Origin of the sequence: Gimesia algae (assembly GCF_007746795.1) — a bacterium.
Taxonomy (GTDB): Bacteria; Planctomycetota; Planctomycetia; order Planctomycetales; family Planctomycetaceae; genus Gimesia; species Gimesia algae.
Map to the genome: position 1 here is coordinate 2,845,081 of NZ_CP036343.1, position 19,374 is coordinate 2,864,454.

At 50.9% G+C, this 19,374-nt stretch carries 15 protein-coding genes; 9 read left to right on the top strand and 6 right to left on the bottom strand.

Annotated elements, in window-relative coordinates; translation table 11 throughout:
- Positions 1 to 35 precede the first annotated feature (35 nt).
- Positions 36 to 899, bottom strand: a complete 864-nt coding sequence (locus tag Pan161_RS10335) for a 3-keto-disaccharide hydrolase (protein ID WP_145226477.1) — start codon at positions 897 to 899, stop codon at positions 36 to 38.
- 268 nt (positions 900 to 1,167) lie between these two features.
- On the opposite strand from Pan161_RS10335, the gene Pan161_RS10340 reads away from it, so the two are divergent.
- Positions 1,168 to 3,981, top strand: a complete 2,814-nt coding sequence (locus Pan161_RS10340) for a PSD1 and planctomycete cytochrome C domain-containing protein (RefSeq protein ID WP_197995816.1) — start codon at positions 1,168 to 1,170, stop codon at positions 3,979 to 3,981.
- 7 nt (positions 3,982 to 3,988) lie between these two features.
- Positions 3,989 to 5,410, top strand: coding sequence for a DUF1501 domain-containing protein (locus Pan161_RS10345; protein ID WP_145226482.1), 1,422 nt, complete (start codon positions 3,989 to 3,991; stop codon positions 5,408 to 5,410).
- A gap of 16 nt (positions 5,411 to 5,426) precedes the next feature.
- Here the strand turns inward: Pan161_RS10345 and Pan161_RS10350 are convergent, their stop codons facing one another.
- Positions 5,427 to 5,864 carry a GNAT family N-acetyltransferase gene (locus tag Pan161_RS10350; RefSeq protein ID WP_145226484.1) on the bottom strand — a complete coding sequence of 146 codons (438 nt, stop codon included), beginning with the start codon at positions 5,862 to 5,864 and terminating at the stop codon, positions 5,427 to 5,429.
- A gap of 260 nt (positions 5,865 to 6,124) precedes the next feature.
- On the opposite strand from Pan161_RS10350, the gene Pan161_RS10355 reads away from it, so the two are divergent.
- The 4 genes from Pan161_RS10355 (at position 6,125) to Pan161_RS10370 (ending at position 9,939) form a co-directional block, all read left to right on the top strand.
- On the top strand, positions 6,125 to 6,619 hold the full coding sequence (locus Pan161_RS10355) for a sigma-70 family RNA polymerase sigma factor (RefSeq protein ID WP_002647556.1): 495 nt from the start codon (positions 6,125 to 6,127) through the stop codon (positions 6,617 to 6,619).
- On the top strand, positions 6,619 to 8,235 hold the full coding sequence (locus tag Pan161_RS10360) for a LamG-like jellyroll fold domain-containing protein (RefSeq protein ID WP_145226488.1): 1,617 nt from the start codon (positions 6,619 to 6,621) through the stop codon (positions 8,233 to 8,235). Before Pan161_RS10355 ends, Pan161_RS10360 begins: the two co-directional genes overlap by 1 nt.
- A 68-nt stretch (positions 8,236 to 8,303) precedes the next feature.
- Positions 8,304 to 9,329 (top strand): DUF1559 domain-containing protein, encoded by a 1,026-nt coding sequence (locus Pan161_RS10365; RefSeq protein WP_145226490.1) that lies wholly within the window; start codon positions 8,304 to 8,306, stop codon positions 9,327 to 9,329.
- Between the two features lie 151 nt (positions 9,330 to 9,480).
- On the top strand, positions 9,481 to 9,939 hold the full coding sequence (locus tag Pan161_RS10370; RefSeq protein WP_145226492.1) for a peptidase associated/transthyretin-like domain-containing protein: 459 nt from the start codon (positions 9,481 to 9,483) through the stop codon (positions 9,937 to 9,939).
- A gap of 24 nt (positions 9,940 to 9,963) precedes the next feature.
- Here Pan161_RS10370 and Pan161_RS10375 read toward each other — a convergent pair whose 3' ends face one another.
- The 4 genes from Pan161_RS10375 to Pan161_RS10390 form a co-directional block, all read right to left on the bottom strand.
- Positions 9,964 to 11,595: a Na/Pi cotransporter family protein gene (locus Pan161_RS10375; RefSeq protein ID WP_145226494.1), complete on the bottom strand. Its 1,632-nt coding sequence runs from the start codon at positions 11,593 to 11,595 to the stop codon at positions 9,964 to 9,966.
- 119 nt (positions 11,596 to 11,714) lie between these two features.
- Positions 11,715 to 12,518 (bottom strand): SDR family NAD(P)-dependent oxidoreductase, encoded by an 804-nt coding sequence (locus Pan161_RS10380; RefSeq protein ID WP_145226496.1) that lies wholly within the window; start codon positions 12,516 to 12,518, stop codon positions 11,715 to 11,717.
- A 21-nt stretch (positions 12,519 to 12,539) separates the two neighbouring features.
- Positions 12,540 to 13,559, bottom strand: a complete 1,020-nt coding sequence (locus Pan161_RS10385; RefSeq protein WP_197995817.1) for a Gfo/Idh/MocA family protein — start codon at positions 13,557 to 13,559, stop codon at positions 12,540 to 12,542.
- Between the two features lie 191 nt (positions 13,560 to 13,750).
- Positions 13,751 to 15,307 (bottom strand): glycoside hydrolase family protein, encoded by a 1,557-nt coding sequence (locus Pan161_RS10390; RefSeq protein WP_232103687.1) that lies wholly within the window; start codon positions 15,305 to 15,307, stop codon positions 13,751 to 13,753.
- 121 nt (positions 15,308 to 15,428) lie between these two features.
- Between Pan161_RS10390 and Pan161_RS10395 the strand changes: the two genes are divergently transcribed.
- From Pan161_RS10395 to Pan161_RS10405, 3 genes are read left to right on the top strand one after another with little or no spacing between them, the layout of a single operon-like run.
- Positions 15,429 to 16,601, top strand: a complete 1,173-nt coding sequence (locus Pan161_RS10395) for a GntR family transcriptional regulator (RefSeq protein WP_145226500.1) — start codon at positions 15,429 to 15,431, stop codon at positions 16,599 to 16,601.
- 43 nt (positions 16,602 to 16,644) lie between these two features.
- Positions 16,645 to 18,318 carry a M14 family zinc carboxypeptidase gene (locus Pan161_RS10400; RefSeq protein ID WP_145226502.1) on the top strand — a complete coding sequence of 558 codons (1,674 nt, stop codon included), beginning with the start codon at positions 16,645 to 16,647 and terminating at the stop codon, positions 18,316 to 18,318.
- A gap of 28 nt (positions 18,319 to 18,346) precedes the next feature.
- On the top strand, positions 18,347 to 19,345 hold the full coding sequence (locus tag Pan161_RS10405) for an exo-alpha-sialidase (protein WP_232103688.1): 999 nt from the start codon (positions 18,347 to 18,349) through the stop codon (positions 19,343 to 19,345).
- Positions 19,346 to 19,374: the final 29 nt, after the last annotated feature.

Here is a 19,374-nt window from a genome sequence, read left to right on the forward strand (position 1 = left end):
TCGTAAAGGATCAATTCAGCAGAATCAATCGGGAGTTAATCAAGTTCTTTAATATAAATATTGCGAAACTGCATCAGGCTGCTCGCGGGGCTGAATGTCCCGTCCTTCAATTTTCCACCATGATGCTGAAAAGCAATCGGTCCTTTTTCCGGAACGTCCGGCAGTTGGGCGTTTTCCAGAACCATTTCATTGTTCAAAATGACGGTCAGACGATCCTTGACCATGATAATAATAAACTTGTTCCATTCCCCCACTGGTTTGTCAGCGTTGGTTTTGGGAGTCACGCCTGCTCGCACTTCAGGAGAAACCGATTGATTGCGACGGTATGAATAAACTTCACCCGAACCAATGGGCCAGCACCAGATATTGACCTGGGCTTTCGGTGTGCCTCGCAGATAAATACCTGAATCGGCATTCGGAAGTTCCACGGTAATCATGTTACCGTTCGCATCTTTTAACTCTGAACCATCGGCTAATACGATGGGCACTTTATACAGGCCCGTAGTTTCTTTGATCCGCCATTCCAGGCTCAAAATGAAGTCACCATACTCTTTTTCAGTCCAGAGATTTTTATCCTCTTTGGCTTCGCTCTGCGCATCGTAATCAATTACTCCTTCCACAATTTTCCAGTGACCGTTGTCTCCCTCTGGAACTTTCCAGCCGGTAAAGTCTTTGCCGTTAAATAGAGATGTGTAACCCGGATGCAAAGCATCTTCAGGAGCGATTTTGACAATCGCACCATCGGTAATACTTCCCTCTTTTCTTGGCAGTTGCTTTGGTAATGTCTTCGGTTTAGTCGGCTTGATCTCCTTCTGAGCAAGAACTTCACTCTGACTGAACAGGGAGCATACGGCGCACAAACACAATCCCCAGCCCAAAATCTTATATCGAATACTCATGACTTGCCTTTTCTCTAAATAAAACATCAATGCAGAATTGTCACTGCTGCAATACAGCAGTCGATAGGAGTTAATCGTATCGCAACACTGTTCGCCTTCCCACCCAAATACACAACTTTGTTAAGAGAATAAACAGTGTATGTTTGTGTCGATGTCGTTGAACCAGGTCGAAATGAAATTGATTTCTCACGCTCAGCCCAGTACCTTTATAGATAAGTCATCAATGATCTCATTCCGAACTTCTCACCTGACTTTGAGAGATTCCTCTATGCTCGTCCCTTCTGCTCTCACGGTGCGAAATTTTTACAGCAGCTTCTGCTTCGCGCTGCTTCTGAGTCTGCACTTGGTTGATGTAGCCTCCGCTGAAGACGCCCCTCTCACGACACAACAGAAATTCTATCTTCAGAAGATTCGCCCCATGCTGGAGCAGAAGTGTCTGGGCTGTCATGGCAGTACCCCTGATGACATCAAAGGGGAATACAACATGCTGACGCGAGACTCCCTGATGAAGGGGGGGGAATCAGGTGAACCAGCCGTGATCGTCGGCAAACCCGAACAGAGCCCGTTCTGGAATGCGGTCACCTGGACAGACGACAGCATCCAGATGCCACCGCAGGAACGCAATCGTTTGACTGCAGCAGAAATCGCCGACTTGAAACAGTGGATCTCGGACGGCGCCGTCTGGACAGACAGAGAACTCTCAACATCGACCACAGATAAAGGCAGTCAGAATACCACCCTCGTGATGTCCACATCTGGCGGACAGAGCCCGACCTGGACCAATCGAACCTATGAGCCTACTGACATCTGGTCCTATCAGCCAATTCAACGTCCGCCGGTTCCCTGGACGGCGCTTGCTAAAAAAAAGAACGGCAGTCGAAACCCGATCGACGCATTTATTCAGCAGAAACTCAAACAGAAACAACTCACCACTTCCCCACCAGCAGAGAAAAAAGCTCTCGTGCGGCGCGCCACTTACGATCTGACCGGGCTGCCTCCTACACTGAAACAGATCAGCGATTTTGAAAATCCCCCCGCTCAAAACAACTGGTCGCAACTGATCAAGAAGCTGATGGAGAGCCCCCCATACGGCGAGCAGATGGCACAGATGTGGATTGACGTCGTCCGCTATGCCGACACCAGCGGGTTTGCCAACGATTATGAACGACCCAACGCCTGGCGGTATCGTGATTATCTGGTCCGCAGTTTTAATGCAGACAAGCCCTATGATCGATTCATCATCGAACAAGTAGCAGGCGATGAACTGGATCCTGATGATCCCGAATTGTTGATCGCCACCGGCTACCTCCGTAGCGGACCCTGGGAACACACGGGGATGAGTGTCGCCGCCGTCACCCGCCAGCTTTTTCTGGATGATATCACCCAAAGCGTGGGCGTCAGCTTTCTCGCACACAGCTTCCGTTGTGCGAAATGCCATGATCACAAATTTGATCCAGTCCCCACCCGCGATTACTACCGCATCCAGGCAGTATTCGCTCCGGTTCAGTTCGCGGACCGTAAAGTGGAATATCAGCCTTACGAAAACATTTCCGCGTTTGCCAATATGAAAGCCCGCACTGAGCGACTGCTCGTGGAAACACAATCGCAACAACAAATATTTAAAGAGAAAACAGAAGCCGCGATTGCCGCCTGGCTGAAAGAAAACGGTTACAAAAACCTCAAACAGGTGGCCGCAGACAAACGGCCGCCCCTCAGATGGTTTGGCTTAACCGAACTCGAAAAAAGCCTGTTGAAAATTAACAACAAACGCATCGATTATTTCGAGCGGGAACTCAAACGATATGAACCATATGCTTTTAGCGTTTATAATGGCCCCCCCAACAATTACCGCTCTACGAAAACGGTCAACCTCATCCCGAATGCCAAACAAAAACAGGGTGAGATCCAGCAGACCTTCATCCTTGCCGGTGGTGCCATCACTGCTCCCACAGACAAAGTCAGCCCGGGAGTACTCAGCGCGGTGGCCGGCTCTAACAGCACGGTAGAACCGAATGCCTGGAATACCATCCCCCAGTCAACAGAAGGCAGACGCCTGGCGCTGGCCCGCTGGATTGCCAGCTCCAATAACACATTGACCGCCCGGGTTATTGTGAATCGCATCTGGCAGATGCATTTCGGCACCGGGCTGGTCGCCACCCCCAACAACTTCGGGCAGAAAGGGGATCAGCCCTCTCACCTTGAACTGCTGGACTGGCTTGCCACCTGGTTCATGGATCATGGCTGGTCGATTAAGCAGCTGCATCACCTGATCATGACCTCAGATACTTACCAGCAAAGCAGTCATCCTGCAGATGCAGAACGGGTTCAGACAGTAGATCCCCACAATCGACTCCTGTCTCATTTTCCCACTCGCAGAATGACCGCAGAACAGCTCCGAGATTCTCTCCTTTCCCTAACGGGCGAATTGAATCCGGAAATGGGAGGGCCGGGAGTCTTCCCGGAAATCAACTGGGAAGTTGCTCTGCAACCAAGACACATCATGGGGTCGGTGGCTCCCGCGTATCAACCCATGCCATTACCGCGCCAACGAAACCGCCGCACTCTGTATGCCTTTCGCTACCGCACTCTGTCAGACCCCATGCTGGAAGTTTTCAATCGGCCCGGGAGCGAATCCTCGTGTGAACGTCGTGACGAAACGACGGTCACCCCACAGGCGTTTGCTCTGTTGAATGGTCAGTTCATTCATGATCGCGCCCTGGCGCTGGCTCACAAAATCAGACAGGAATCAAAGACACAGGAAGCCGCTGTTCAGCGTGCATTCCAACAGGTTGTGCTACGCCAGCCTGAATCCTCAGAACTGCAGATGGCATTGAATCACGTTCAGCAGATGCAGGCTTATCATGAACAGCATCCTCCTCAGAAAATTCCTCTGCCGCGCGAAGTGAAACGGGAAATGATTGAAGAGTTGACGGGTGAATTGTTCAGCTGGACCGAAAAACTCGATCTCTCAGAAAACTACCAGCAGGATCTCAAACCATGGGACGTGGATGCAAAAACCCGCGCCCTGGCGGAACTGTGTCTCGTCTTGATGAACTCCAACGAATTTATTTATTTGCGATAATATCCCCATGCATCGATTACAACGCCGCGACTTTCTCTATGGCATGAGCGCCAGCCTGGGCACAGTCGCCTTTAATGCGCTTCTACAGGCAGAAGAAAAAGCCTCACCGAAATCAGCGAATCTCAAGCGGGAGAAGCCACTGGAACCGCGCGATCCCCACCTCAAGCCCCGCGCCAAAGCCTGTATTTTCCTGTTTATGGAAGGGGGCCCCAGTCATCTGGACACCTTCGATCCGAAACCCGCGCTGGAAAAACTGCACCTCAAAGAATTCATCCGCGAAGACAAACAGGTTTCCGCAATGGCCAGCGGGAAAAGGTACTACATCAAAAGTCCCTTCAAACACAAGCCAGCCGGTGAATCGGGCATTTCACTCTGCGAACATTTTTCGCATCTCTCTGAAGTGGCTGACGATCTCTGCGTCTATCATGGACTACAGGCAGAATCCATTAACCATCCCACCGCCTGCTACCATATGAATACCGGCAACCGGTTCGGCGGGGACCCGGCCATTGGATCCTGGATGACTTATGGACTTGGAACGGAAAACCAGAACCTGCCCGCATTCATCGTACTCCCCGAAGTCGCTTACCCGCAGGGAGGTTCTGCCAACTGGTCGAATGGATTTTTACCCGCTTACTTCCAGGGTACCGCCCTGCGCTCCCAGGGCTCTCCTATTCTGGATTTGAATCCCCCCGCGCATGTGACCCGCGAAACACAACGCAAAAACCTGGATCTGCTGGCGCAGTTGAATCAGGCAGACATGCAGCGTCACCCGCACGAAGAGGTTCTCGCCGCGCGGATGGAATCGTACGAACTGGCGTTTCGCATGCAGGCTCAAGTACCCGATATCATTAACCTCGAACAGGAAACCAGGCAGACACAGGATATGTACGGCCTGGGTCAACCCGAAACGGATAGCTTCGGTCGCCGTTGCCTGCTGGCTCGGAAACTGGTTGAAGAAGGTGTCCGCTTCGTACAGATCTACGCCGCAGGCTGGGACTCACATGACTTCCTGGAACGTTCGCACAAAGCACGCATGCAAGCCGTCGATAAACCCATCGCGGCGCTGCTCAAGGACCTGAAATCGCGTGGACTGCTCGACGACACACTCGTCGTCTGGACGGGTGAATTCGGGCGATCTCCCGACAATGGCATTCGCAGTGGCAGACAGGCCGCCGGTCGTGATCATAATGCGAAAGGCATGGCACTGTGGATGGCAGGGGGCGGCGTTAAAGCCGGACATCGTATCGGGGCCACTGATGAAATTGGGGATCATGCCGTAGAAGTCGTCAACCCGATCAGGAACCTGCATGTGACTCTGGAACATATCATGGGGCTGGATGATAACCAGCTCACCTATTTCCACGAAGGCCGCTTCAAAGTACTCAGCCAGACTGGTGGAGCCGTGATTAATGAATTACTCGGATAATCGGCGGTTTCGACTGTCATTCCGTCAGTGACTTTCGCATTTTCTGATGGGGAATCGAAACGGATAAAAATTCCTCACCCACCTTTTGATAACCCAGTTTTTGATAAAAACCTACCGCAGAAGTACGAGCATCCAGTTCCAGAAATTGAAAGCCCCGCTGTTTCAGACTAGTCTCACTATTTGACAACAGTGTTTTACCGACCCCCCGATTTTGAAAGTCGGCGGAAACAGCCATCTGTCTGATTTTCACTTTCACATCTGAAACAGGAACCGCCAGTACACAGGCAATCACTCGACTTCCCTCCACAATCCCAAAATGTAAATAATCCACCTCAGCTGATAAATCTTCCTCCAGTAAATCCAGATCTAAAGGCTGTCGTAATATTTCATTTCGTAATCGACACGCCTGCTCATAGTTCTCAGACAGAAAAGTTATTTCGATGAATCGCAACACTCCGTCACCAGCCTTCTATACATAATCCCCCCACCAACCAGGTTAAATCACTCCGAAAATGACAGTCATCCCCGTAAAAACTTCTGCTGAAACTTCATTATATAAACAGACTTACAGATTTCCTCAATTTTCCGAGGCTAATTTTACCACATTCAAGCTGTATTCAAATAAGGGTTGGGTCTGTAAAGACTTCTCTCGACGCGACTCAGTGAGAGGTATTGAAAATGGCGGTAGCAACCGACCGAACAATGGAATTTATAATGCTGTTCTCCCGGCATAGTCAGAGAATCTACCGATTCATCAGATCGCTCGTAGATAATCGGACAGATGCCGAGGAGATTTATCAGAATACGTGTACCGTACTCTGGTCAAAATTTGACGCCTTCGAGCCTGGATCTAATTTCTGGGCCTGGAGCTGTCAGATCGTGCGCTATGAAGTTCTCAACTATCGACGACGACAAAACCTCGAACGAAACATTTTCAGTAACGAGTTCTATAACCGAGTTGCCGAAAGCGCGATGGTAACCGTTGATGAACTGGATCAGCAACAGGCCGCCCTTTCCGTCTGCTTTGAACTGTTATCACAACGCCAGAAAGAAGTCCTCGAAAGAATCTACGAACCGGATGCCAGTCCCAGTTCGGTTGCCCAGGATCTGAAGCGTACCCCCAATGCAATTTACAAAACTCTGAAACGCGCCCACGATCTCCTTTTCAGCTGTATTCAGAGACGCCTTCATTCCGGAGACCTTTTCTAATGTTAACTCCTGAGGAACGGGAAGAACTGATGCAACTCTGCTGGGAATACCAGTACGGGAACCTCTCCTCCCGACAGGCCGGTCGTCTGGAGAAACTGGTCCTGCAATCCGATTCCGCCCGAGACTTTTTTATCCAGTATTCCGGAATGTGTGCGAACCTGGAGTGGGAAGGAATTGTGGACCCCGGCCCGCTGGGACGCTCCTCAGATTACGAACCACTGCCTTCCGGTGAACTCAAAACCATCCCCGATCATCTGTTAACAGAGACAGTTCCACCAGATCGTCGAATAATTTTATCCACGATCCTCGCATGTACGATCTGTGTCTTAGCAGCCGCATATCTCTTAACGTCTGCATTTCTGCAAAATAAAGACCCCCGGTTTCTGGCCCGGATCATTAATATAAAAAACGCAGTCTGGTCTGAAGGTAAAAATAACTGGCAGCCAGACGACGTATTGCATGCGGGCGATCAGATTCACCTCCGCTCTGGAATTATCGAACTGGAAACCGTCACCGGTGCGAAAGTAATCCTCAAAGGAGTCTCACAGCTCACACTGATTCAACCAGATCAGTTCATGCTCAATCAGGGCAATCTCTTTGCTCACGTCCCTCTCCAATCACAGGGACTGACAGTCGCCACTCCCTCATCGCGCGTCGTAGATCTGGGCACATCCTTTGGACTGATTGTGACTCCCGGTCGTGAAACAGAAGTGCATGTTTTACAGGGGCTTGTCCGCTTCGATCTGCTTGATGAAAATCGCCAGACAACCATTACCCAGGATCTGACGGAGAACACGGCGGTCCGCGTACAGGCTGATTCCAGAAAGATAACGCGGTTTAAATCGACGCCAGAACTGTTTGTGCAAAACCTCGTGCCTGATCAACCACAGTTAGTTGCACACTGGAAACTGTCCGATCGGGAAACTTCACAAATTGCCCATGACTCTGGCGAACATCTTCTGCATCTGAATATTCTGGAAGTTCATGGACAGTCCCCCTTCACTGGTCGCCCGGCACCGCAAAACATCAAATCGTCAGCCGGCCCGTTTGAAACGCAATACCATAAACTGTTCCGCACGCTTTCTGAACAGGAGGCTTCCCTGTTCGATATGCAGCGATTCACGATTGAACTCTGGGCACGCAATCCCAATATCAAACAGCAGGGCGATTCCGACACGCTGTTCCATTATCGAAATACAAACCTGCATTCCACGTCTCAATTCAACCTGTTTACGGACGATCATTCCGGCAGAATGGGCTTTGGTTTCCTGAATTCAGACAACCAGTATGTTTCATTTCACACTAAAAAGAACATTCCCTGGGAACAGGACCGCTGGTACCACATCGTATTCACGTATGACTCCAATAGTTCTGCCGCACATGACAGCATCGTTACTTTCACGAGAACACCGGAATTCAGTTCCAGGCCGGATCTGCAGCAGACTTTCAATAACATCGCAGACATTACGCCCCTCACGCCGGGAGGAATTCTGGCCATTGGCGGATCCACTCTTACAGATATCTCACGACACTGGGGAGGCGACATCGCTGACGTCCGCTTTATTAATGGAATCCCCGCGCGTTATCTGAAACAGCAGATTTTTAATAAGAAATAGCAATTTTCGACTCTTGTGAACGGTTCTTTAGAGTCATTTTTTATCTCGTTTTTCAAAGCAGGATTCTCATGAAGACATCAAAGTCCAGACGTGGCTTTACACTGATTGAACTGTTAGTTGTCATCGCCATTATCGCCATCTTAATCGCTCTCTTACTTCCCGCAGTCCAACAGGCACGCGAAGCCGCCCGTCGCAGCACCTGTAAAAACAATCTGAAACAAATCGGATTGGCGCTCCATAACTATCACTCCACTTTCGGAACATTTCCTGCCAGCCGCATCGGACCTTATGAAAGTACCTGCACAACCTGCGGACTCGATTCCCGGTTTAGCGCTTATATCCCACTGCTCCCTTACATCGATCAGGCACCTCTGTTCGCCCAGATCACCAGCAACCTGGGCTCCACTTCTTATGTCTGGAATACCGGATTCCCCGCGTACAAAACAAAACTGCCGATCATCAACTGCCCGTCTGATATCAACACCAATGATATCACCGATCTGGGGCAGCATAACTATCTGTTCTGCATCGGCGATCAATACAGTAACTTCCAATCCATCTCGCCTGGAAACCTGAGGGGCGTCTTTGGATTTCAATCCAGTGTCCGCATGCGGGATATTATTGATGGAACCAGTAATACCGCCATGGTTTCCGAATGCATTCGTCCTCCCGGGTCTGGAGCCCTGACACCCGCTAACGGCGCAGGTACCAACTCAACCAGCAATTCCACGAACCCTTCCGCATGCCTTGCCAGTTTTGTGAATGGCGCATTTACAACGGGATTGCTTGATCGAAATCGTTCCCTGGGAACACGCTGGACCGATGGACGATCCGGCTATATTAATTTCAATACCATCCTGCCTCCCAACGCGCCGGTCTGTAATGGCCAGACGACTCAAGGAATTCAACCCCCATCCAGTCGCCATGAGGGGGGTGTCCATCTGCTGATGGGCGATGGTGCCGTCCGCTTCATCAGTGAGAATATCGACACGGGAAATATCAGTGCCTCCCAGGTCTCATCCGGCAAAAGTCCATACGGAATCTGGGGCGCATTGGGATCAAAAAATGGAGGTGAAACTTTGGGTGAGTTCTGAGCTACATTTCAGCAGAAGGATGCGACTTCAGTCATCCCTGAATTGGTCAGTCGACCATTCAGGAGATGCTTCTCAATATCCTTTGTGAACAGAACTCGATGCTTATAATTTTCATTCACTTTAACTTTCATAGATAAAGAAAGTTGCTCGCATGCGTCGCTCATTGACCCTGTTGATAATTACTTTGATCTGCACGGCCTGTTCCGGGGCGTCAGAAGATAAATGGACGAAACAGCGCCCCCCAACCTATCCCGTTACTGGTACAGTAAAATTAAACGGGACACCACTTGAGGGAGCTACTGTCGTCTTTCAATCAAATGGTGCCCAAACACAGGCGGCCGTCGGCCGCACAGATAAAGACGGGAATTTTCAGATGCGTACCTTCAAAGAAGGCGATGGCGCAATCGCCGGTGAACACCGTGTGACCATCACTTGCGTGAAAACAGAAGGGCCCGCAGACGGGACTAATCTGGATGAGGCAGATGTCGTCATCAAGGAAACATCCCTGATCCCTGAGAGATATGCAGATGCGCAAAAGTCCGGTCTCACTGCCACAGTCAGACCAGACCAGGAAAACGCAGTTACCTTCGAACTGGAAAAGAAAAATTAAAATGACAGACAGTTCAAACCAGGCTCACTCTTTCCCCTCGGATTCAAAACGAGCTTGATTTTTTTCACCCCCATTCACGATGCGGGCCCCATGTAAATGGTGCACGATACGCCAGAGATGAGAGCTGATGCGCGTCAGCCAGCGAAATGCATCCAGTTGCTGCAGCAGGTTATCAAATTGAGAATCTGCTGTGGTAGCTGACTGGGTAAACTCCCGCCGTGTCTCTTTCTGCTGTCCATCCCATTTCTCCCAGAAGTCCTGCAATGCCTGTTCATCATCCTCTGAAAATCCATTATGAAGGGTCTGTTCGAGATGTTGAATTTTCTGATTCAACTCATCCACAAAACTGCTCAGAGTCTGATTCTCTCTGGCAGAGCCCAGCCGTTCCATTTCATCGCACCGTCGCATTAAACGCTGCAGATGATCCAGCGCCAATACCACTTCTTGCGAAGAATGGACCGTTTGGCGATCTGAACTGGTCACGTTGATCTGTTTCAGATACCGGGAGGTGGTTTCCAGCGTATCGTGATACTGAGAAAATTCTTCATCCAGGTCTTCCCGCGCTACTTCCGAGAGGAACAGCTTCTGCATCAGTTGCAAAATACATTGAAATACATCAACCAGGGTCGAGCGCGCTGCTTCAATGGCCACATTGGGATTGGAGAGCAACGATTCATCCAGCCTTTCAGTCTGATCGTTTTCTGCTTCTGGAATAATACGTATGATCAACGCGGAAAATGCTTTCGTAAACGGGACAATGACCAGCAGTCCCAGCAGATTGAACAGAGTATGGAAAGTTACCAGCGTAATATCAGGTGAGATGCCAGTCGCGGGTCCTGCATACTCTTCCCAGAACCAGACATAGACCGGCAGCAGAAAGTAAGCGAGCGTTGCGGTCACCAGGCTGTAAAACACATGCGCCAGCCCGGTTCGTCGGGCAGCCACCGATTTCCCCAGAGATGCCAGCAAAGCAGTGAAGGTCGTGCCGATACCAAACCCGATCACCAGCGCCCCCGCCTGTGCCAGTGAAATCGCCCCCGAATGCAGAGCCGTGAGCGCCATGACGACACCGGCGCTGGAAGACTGTGTGACCAGCACTATGCCGACTCCTATCAAAAGCAACAGCAGCCTGCCCAGCCAGGAGTCCTGCGGAAAAGAGTCCGGACTCACCATTTCCGCCAGACCGGACATCCCTTCCTGAAGAATATCCAGTCCTACAAAAATCAGGCTGAATCCGGCGATGGTGAACCCGATCAGGCCGATTCGTTTCTTACCAAACAAGTTGAGCAGCACCCCTACCAGCACCAGCGGAAACGCAATCTGTCCCAGCTTCAGTTTGAAACCAACCAGAACTACGATCCATCCGGTGACGGTTGTCCCCAGATTCGCACCGAATACAATCCCCAGGGATTCGGTTAATGTCAGCAGCCCAGCCCCGGCAAACCCGACGGCTGTGACAGTCGTGGCACTCGAAGACTGCAGGATAGCGGTTACAATAACACCGGTCGCAATCCCTGTCGGAATGCTTTTGGTAAACCGGGCAATCATCCGCCGAATCGTACCACCGGCCAGATCTTTCAGACCGCTGGTCAGGATTACCATTCCCAACAGGAATAGACCCAGACCACCTATCGAATCGATTATCCCTGCATCCATGTCTATTCCGGCAATATTGTCTCAGTAACAGATGTGTCTCTGCAGCCTTTGCTGCAACCAGCACGCTCTATTCTATCACAACAGCGGGGCATTTCGAGACCGTCATATTGTCCGGAATTTTACCAGGCCGTCCAGCCTCCATCGACCAGCAGATTTTGCCCCGTGATATAACTGCTCGCCTCACTGGCCAGGAACACAATCGCCCCTTTCAATTCAGATGGTTTTCCCATGCGTCCCATCGGGCTATGCTCACTCAGTCGTTCCGCCAGTCCCTCTGGTGCCGCTTCGGAAGGAAATGGCCCGGGACTCAGACAATTCACGCGTACGCCATCTTTGGCCCAGTAGACTGCCAGATGCCGCGTCTGATGAATCACGCCCCCCTTCATCGTGTGATATGCAACGGGACTGGCATTACAAACGCCTTCGTACGCAGCCGGATAAGAGCCGACCACACCATACATTGAACCGATCATAATCACATTGCCCTGCGCCTGCCGCGCCACCACATGATCTCGTAATTTGCGCGCCAGTAGGAAAAATCCAGTCGCATTCTGTAGATGTCGTGTAAATGCTTCGGAAGTGACCGTCCGCCAGTCTTCCCCCACCGGATCATTGCCATTATTTATCAGCACGTCAATCTGACCGGCTGCCTGACAGGCTGTCTCAAAGCCCCGTTCAAGAGATGCCTCGTCCATGTGATCCAGTTCAACTCCCAGATGTCCCACCTGCTGCGGATCAGGCAGTTCACTGGCGGCCTGTTGCGCCCGTTCTGCATTGCGGCTGCTGATAACCAGTCGAGCGCCCGCTTCAGCCAGTCCGCGTGCCATCGCACTTCCCAGATAACCACTGGCGCCGGAGATGAGCACGGTCTTACCTGTCAGATCAAATAACTGCTGGATCGTCGGTTCGGTTGTGGAATTCATAGGTCTCTCAAGTAAATCAGATCAGGTTGATGAAGAAAGAAACTGTGCCGGTTCCATCCAGGTTCGATTTTTCACTGAATCCAGAATCGACAGATTCACAGCCAGCGTCTGCAGCCCCGCAGACAGCGAGCATAAAGGCGGACTTGTGTCATTTAGATAGTCCAGAAATGCACTGGCTTGCTTCTGAAATAACGTGTCGCGTTCCAGCGTTTCCTGAAATCCGACCTGCCATTCTGTATCAGGTTCAGTGATCCAGCGATACCAGCTTTTCTGAAATTCAAACCGCAACATACCCCGTTCACAGATGACTGTAATCATCGATTCGTTCGCAGGCTGATGCTGGTTCAAACTGAAACTGCCCAGCACATTCCCCTGACGGGTGATGACGTGCACGGTGTCTTCGACATCAACGCCTTCCAGTACCTGATGTGAAAAGTCTGCTACCAGAGCATCGACGGGCCCTACCAGATATTCGCCAGCATTCATCGAATGAGTCAATGCATCCTGTACCGCGCCGCCGCCTGTGGCATGCGATTTATAATAGATGTCTCGATACGCTGGGCGATAGGTCGGAAAATTCTGCCCTGAGACGACAACCAGTTGAACCGGCTTACCAAATTTCCCCGAGTCCAGAGCCTCCTTCATCGCTGCCAGAGCCGGATGGGCACGATACACATACGCGACCGCTGCCTTGCGGCCTGTTTTCTCCAGTAGATTCTGAAGTTCACCAATTCCCTCGACACCGGTGCTTAACGGCTTTTCAATAAACAGATCCAATCCCGCCTGAACGGCTTGAATAGAATTGGCAATGTGGACATGCGCGGGAGTAGCGATCACGGCACAATCATGAGGCTCCGCCAGCGCTGATTCCAGATCCGCAAACTGCCGCTCCACTCCATACTGGTCCGCAATCTTTGATCGCAAGTCGTCATTCAACTCGCAGATCGAAACATCCACGCGACCTGTAGACTGGAAACAACGTAAGTGTCGCTCGCCAATTGAACCAACGCCCACTACCAGTAATCGTTTTCGTTCCGTCATCGCTGTCTGCTCTCTCATCAATGAGTGGCTTACAAATTAATTTCAATTTGATCCCGGGTTGCCGAGAATGCAAATACTCATCATAAAGTGACGCTCTGATTCAGCAATAAGAGGTCAGCAAAAAACTCCGGAAAAGAATGAGATCATTTTCTCAGCTCTTCCGGAGTCATCTTCTGTATTGAATATCTCGATCATTTCTGAAACTGCAGTGAATACAGGTCCGCATCTTTCATCACAAACTTGAGACGAATCGGCTTCCCACTCAGTGATTTCAAGTCGCTCCCCTGCTTCCAGGAAACAACACGGTCCACTTCATTGCCGATCTGTTCGCGACAATCAGCCAGGGTAAATCCAGGAATCGGCTGCCCCTGCTCATCCTGAATCTCAACCTTAACACCGCCTGCAGCCGATGTGGAAAAGTTGATCGACAGCTCTGAACCATCAAACACCAGCGGCTTCGTGACCATCTCTCCCCCTGCATAATCAGCACGCACCGAAGCAAATCCATCCAGGCGTAAAGAGTAACGCCTCAGATGCGATGTCGGCTGGGCATAATCCTGGTTCACATACACCGACATTTCCGCAGGGCCGGTCTGAACCACATTTAAGGCAGGATAATTCGTCCGTGAAACCCAGTTCTGGGCACCGATACCGCCAGCAATATATCCACTCAGAAAGGTCCGCTGATAGGTATCATCGCCGCGAGTCGTCATCAGAATCGCATCGGAGGTATCTTTGAAATAACGGGGATGCACACCGATTTCTTTCGCCTGCGCATCGGTCAGCACCTGTCGACCCGGCATGAAACGGGCGGCGATCGCCAGATAAATATGAGGAGCACGAAAATAAGGATGGGTCTGATTCGTATAAAGATGCTCAATCGGTGCCTCGCCATCGAGAGTGGTATACTCCATCAGCACCGGTGCAGACCAGTGAATAAAATCATCACTCTCACTGCGGGCGATGCGGCGAATTTTATCTTTGAACACGCGAAAATAACTGAGGTACTTTTTCTCAACAGGAGACCAGAACGCCACATTTTGAGAATCAAACATGTATTTATAAGGCACCATCTTTGTGGGAATCACTGATCCGGCGGGATGCTGTTTCCAGTGAATTCCATCCGGAGAAGTAAATGCGACCAGACCGCTCTTCATCGTTCCCCCCAGAGCTTTATACTTTTCGTCTGCAGGCACATCGGGCCGGGTGTCCAGAAACGGAGAGAAGTTGTGCGTCATCGGTGCGGCGTCTGCCAGGATGATATTGTTCTTCTTATGCCCCTGTTTCTCATACAGCGAAAACTCTGGCTTGGTCCAGTTCACACCATCTTTGGATTCCGCATAACAATAAACCTCACCCACATCACCATCAGCACCGGCGGTCGGCCGCCCGCGATAGTAAGCCCGATAGACATCACCGTCTTTAATGATCGTACTGTATCCACAAAACAACCCCTCCCAGGGCTTATCAAATTTCAATACGGGCCCTTCATCAACCGGATGATGCAGGCGAAGTTCTTCTCCCTTGAGACTACCAATCAGATAATCATCGACAAATAATTCGCGATGATCGCCAATTTCAAGTGGCTTTTCTGCCTCTTTCACTTCACCGGCCCTAAGCAGGGATAGATCGAGAAAACCCACGACAACAAACAGTGTTACCATCAATCGCTTCATTTGAAACCCCTTATTGCCAGTTAAGACATGTTGTACTACTTTATTGTTGACCACACATGACGTCCGACTCATTTCTCTCTCCTGCGACTAGTTTCACAGTTGACAACACATAAACAACTTGTATCCTATTTAGATACAAGTAACCGCATCCTTATCCAATTTCAACCCTGAATTGAATTAAAAAACCGGAACCATGGCAGCACGTGCTCCAGACACAATCCAGAATACGACGCGCTCCGGTTCATCCCCGACCGGTAAACAACGCCCCAAGTACATGCTGCTTGTTGAACAGATCATTCAGCAGATCACGACTGGTGAGATTCGTCCCGGCGAAGCCCTGCCTTCCGAACATCAGCTCTGCGAAACACACCAACTGGCCCGCACCACTGTCCGCAACGCCATGCAGTTGCTGGAAGAACAGGGCTGGGTGAATCGAATTCATGGCAAAGGTTCGTTTGTCAGCACCAATCCGCCACTCACGGTTTCCAAACCACTTGACATATTTGCATTCGTACTGCCTGAGACACGTACCGGTTACTACCCTTCCCTGCAGCGCAGCTTCGAACAGGCTGCCGCATTAACCCAGCATCAGGTACTCGTCTGCTGCACCGAAAACAAAGTCGACGCTCAGGGCAACACCATTTTGCAACTGATCGACAAACATGTCGCAGGAGTTGCGCTGGTTCCCGCTACGGTTCCCGCCACTCCCGCTTACCAGGTCCGTCAGCTGCAGCAACATGGCATTCCTGTGGTCTTTTGCCATCGCGAAGTCGAAGGCGTGCAGGCCCCGCTGCTCTCCATCCCCTTTCGTGAGGTCGGCAGACTGGCCGGACAGACTTTGCTGGAACAGGGACATCGTTCACTCGCACTGTTTTCGCCGCATCGCGCCAGTGCCTCCATCGAATACGAGGCAGGTCTACGGGAAGCAATCGCGTCACAGGAGTCACCTTGCCCGGAACCCTTTATTTTCCACGGCCCGAGTTCTCAAATCCACCCCATCGATTACGAACAGGATCTACTGCTGACTCTGGAAACCATGTTCCAGCATGAACAGCCCCCCACCGCCATTTTTGCGACCTTCGATTCCCTGGCCGAACTGATTTATCTGCTACTGGGAAAACTGGGAAAGCGGGTTCCCGAGGATATCTCACTCCTGGGATTTGGGGGCACGGTTCGCAATGGTGCGATCCAGAGCAGACTTTCTTCTATCACAGTCGACGAAATCGCCATTGGCCAGAAAGCAGCAGAACTGCTTACACAAATGAAACAGGGAATACTGCCACTGGATTCTGCCGAAGTCTTCCCCATCCCCATCAACACCAGCCTCGGGCAGACCCTGGGACCACCCCCTGCCTCATCAGCTTGATTAACCACAGTCGGACTTTTTACTGCGCGACAGGACGAATCATATGACTCAAAGAAATCAACGTTCAGAACACGCAACATTTTCATTCCTGTGGATCTTGGTCGTCACCTTTCTGATATCGCCTGCATTGCAGGCTGAAGAACAAGTCGATCTGAAAAAGAAACTGGCCAATCTACCTCAACCCTGGCAGGAAACACTGCATCGGCTGACGCTCAAGGAATACACTGAAACGTTAAAATACTGGGAAGAAACCTACCCTGACCGGGTCCAGGTCGATCGCATCGGTGTCACACTTGAAGGCATCCCGCTCCCGATGTTGAAAATTACCGATCAGAAAACCGACGACAAACTGAAACAGGTCTGCCTGGTGACAGCCCTGCATGGCGGCCCCGAACGCAGTGGCACCACAGCCGTCATGCATTTCATTGAATGGGTCCTCAGTGACGCCCCGGAAGCGGTCGCAACACGTAAAAATCAACTACTGCTGATCATCCCCATCATCAATCCTTTTGCGTATTTCGAAACGGATCGCTTTGGGAATTCACAAAAGATTGACCCCTACACAGGAGGGGGCACCGCCAATTGGGATCTCAAAACGTTCGAATTCAAACACCCTGAAAAAGCGCCTGAAGTCATGGCAGTCTTGTCCGTGATTGATCAGTTTCGTCCTGACGTGCATGTCGACGTGCATGGCACTGGTTTGCAGGAATACGCCCCCGTTCAACTGGGATCCCGCGAACGCTATCGCGGTCAGACCATGTTTGAAGTCACAGGCTCTGCCTATTCCAACATGTCGCTCCGTCCCTGGGACTGGCGGATTACCGAAACGATCAACGCCGCAGGCATCAAGGCAGGATTTGGTTACGACCGTTTCGAAGCCGATGCACAGCGACTCTACTGGGGCTCCTCACTGACGGCGATGGCTAACAGACTCTGGCTCGGTCGTCCCAATTTTTATACAGCACATTACGGCTATGCCCGCTATCATACCATGGTGATGGCCTTGGAAGTCGGTTGGGAACAGAGTGGACTGGCACGCCTGCAGGCCCTGATGAACATCGGCAATGATAGATGGAATGGCGAATATTTCACGGGTTATCCCGTGAACCGGGTACAAGGCTATATCGGACACTTTGTCACCGCCTGGGGAACCACTCCGCAGACCCGACGCCAGAGCCGCAGCGAACTCTGGAAACGGCAACCCTACTTCTCTCAGTCTATTCTCTATCCACAGACCGATGGGAGAGACATCTATCTCATCGCCACTTCGAATAAAGCAGCCGCATTGCTTTCTGCTGATATCCCTGAATTTCTGGACAATATGAAAAACATTCCCAACATTGATCAGGAATCATTGAAGACAATTATCGAAGCCGGGCCGGAAATCAAATTCGCGATCAGCAAAGGCCACTCCGCTCCTGAATTAGAACAACCAATCGAAAACGGCATTTCGTTTCAGCTGCGCATCCCCTATCGCGACCCGGAACTGGTAGACATCAGGTTAAACGGACATCTGCTCAAAAAGAGCGCCACCGATGGCTATCTCGCCTGGTATGCAGATGGATTCACCCACGTACAGGTCAATGTTCCACCTGAAAAGTCAAAAGCCAACGACCTTTACCTCATTACCTGTCTCTACAATCCCAAACAAACCAGAACGTATGGCTGGAAGCCGCCTCAGTCAGTCATGGAACGTATCAAAGACACAAATGAATAAATCGAATTTACACACAAAGGAACCTGCCATGAAATCTGCCTCGCCTTTATATGCAGTCTGCCTGCTATTGCTGTCTGCCACACTGCTTCATGCAGAAGAACCAGTCCAACTGAAGCTGGAAAGTGTCCAGAAAATCTGGGATAAAGATCCGCACAACGCGTTTACAGGACTGACCCGCTTTAAAGATCAATGGTTTTGCGTCTTCCGCACCGGTAAAGCGCATGTCTCACCCGATGGTTCGCTGCAGGTACTCGCTTCCAAAGATGCCAAATTCTGGAAACCGGTCGCCCGCATTTCCTCAGACACTTCCGATCTGCGCGACGCTAAGATCAGCGTCACACCCGAAGGCCAGCTCATGCTCAGTGGTGCCGCAGCGATACCCCAGCCCAACCCCGTCAAACATCAGTCGATGAACTGGTTCTCGGACGATGGCATACACTGGTCGAAAGGTCATAAAATCGGCGACCCCAGTGTCTGGCTCTGGGGCATGAAGTGGCATAACGGCGATGTCTACAGCATCGGCTACCACACAGGAAAAGAAGGTCCCCGCTTCACACGCCTGTATAAAAGCAGCGATGGCAAAGACTACGAAACGGTCGTCGACAAACTGTTTGATACCGGTTACACGAACGAAAGTTCTCTGGTCTTCACCAAAGATGATACCTGCTACTGCCTGTTGCGGCGTGATGCCAAAGGAGCCAACACAGGTCTGCTGGGCGTCTCCCGCCCACCTTACACTGACTGGGAATGGAAAGATCTCGGCGTTCGTATTGGTGGTCCTGATCTGTTCCAACTGCCCGATGGCCGTTTCCTGGCAACCGTACGACTCTACTCCCCCAAAGCTCACACATCCATCTGTCAGATCGATGTCAAAACCGGAAAACTGACCGAACTGCTGGAGCTTCCCAGTGGCGGCGATACCAGCTACGCCAACATGGTACTGCATGATGGCCTGTTGAACGTGAGCTACTACTCCAGCCACGAAGGCAAAACATCAATCTACTTTGCCAAAGTCAGCTATAAATAAATGCCATTGAATTGACTGTGGCCTGCAAC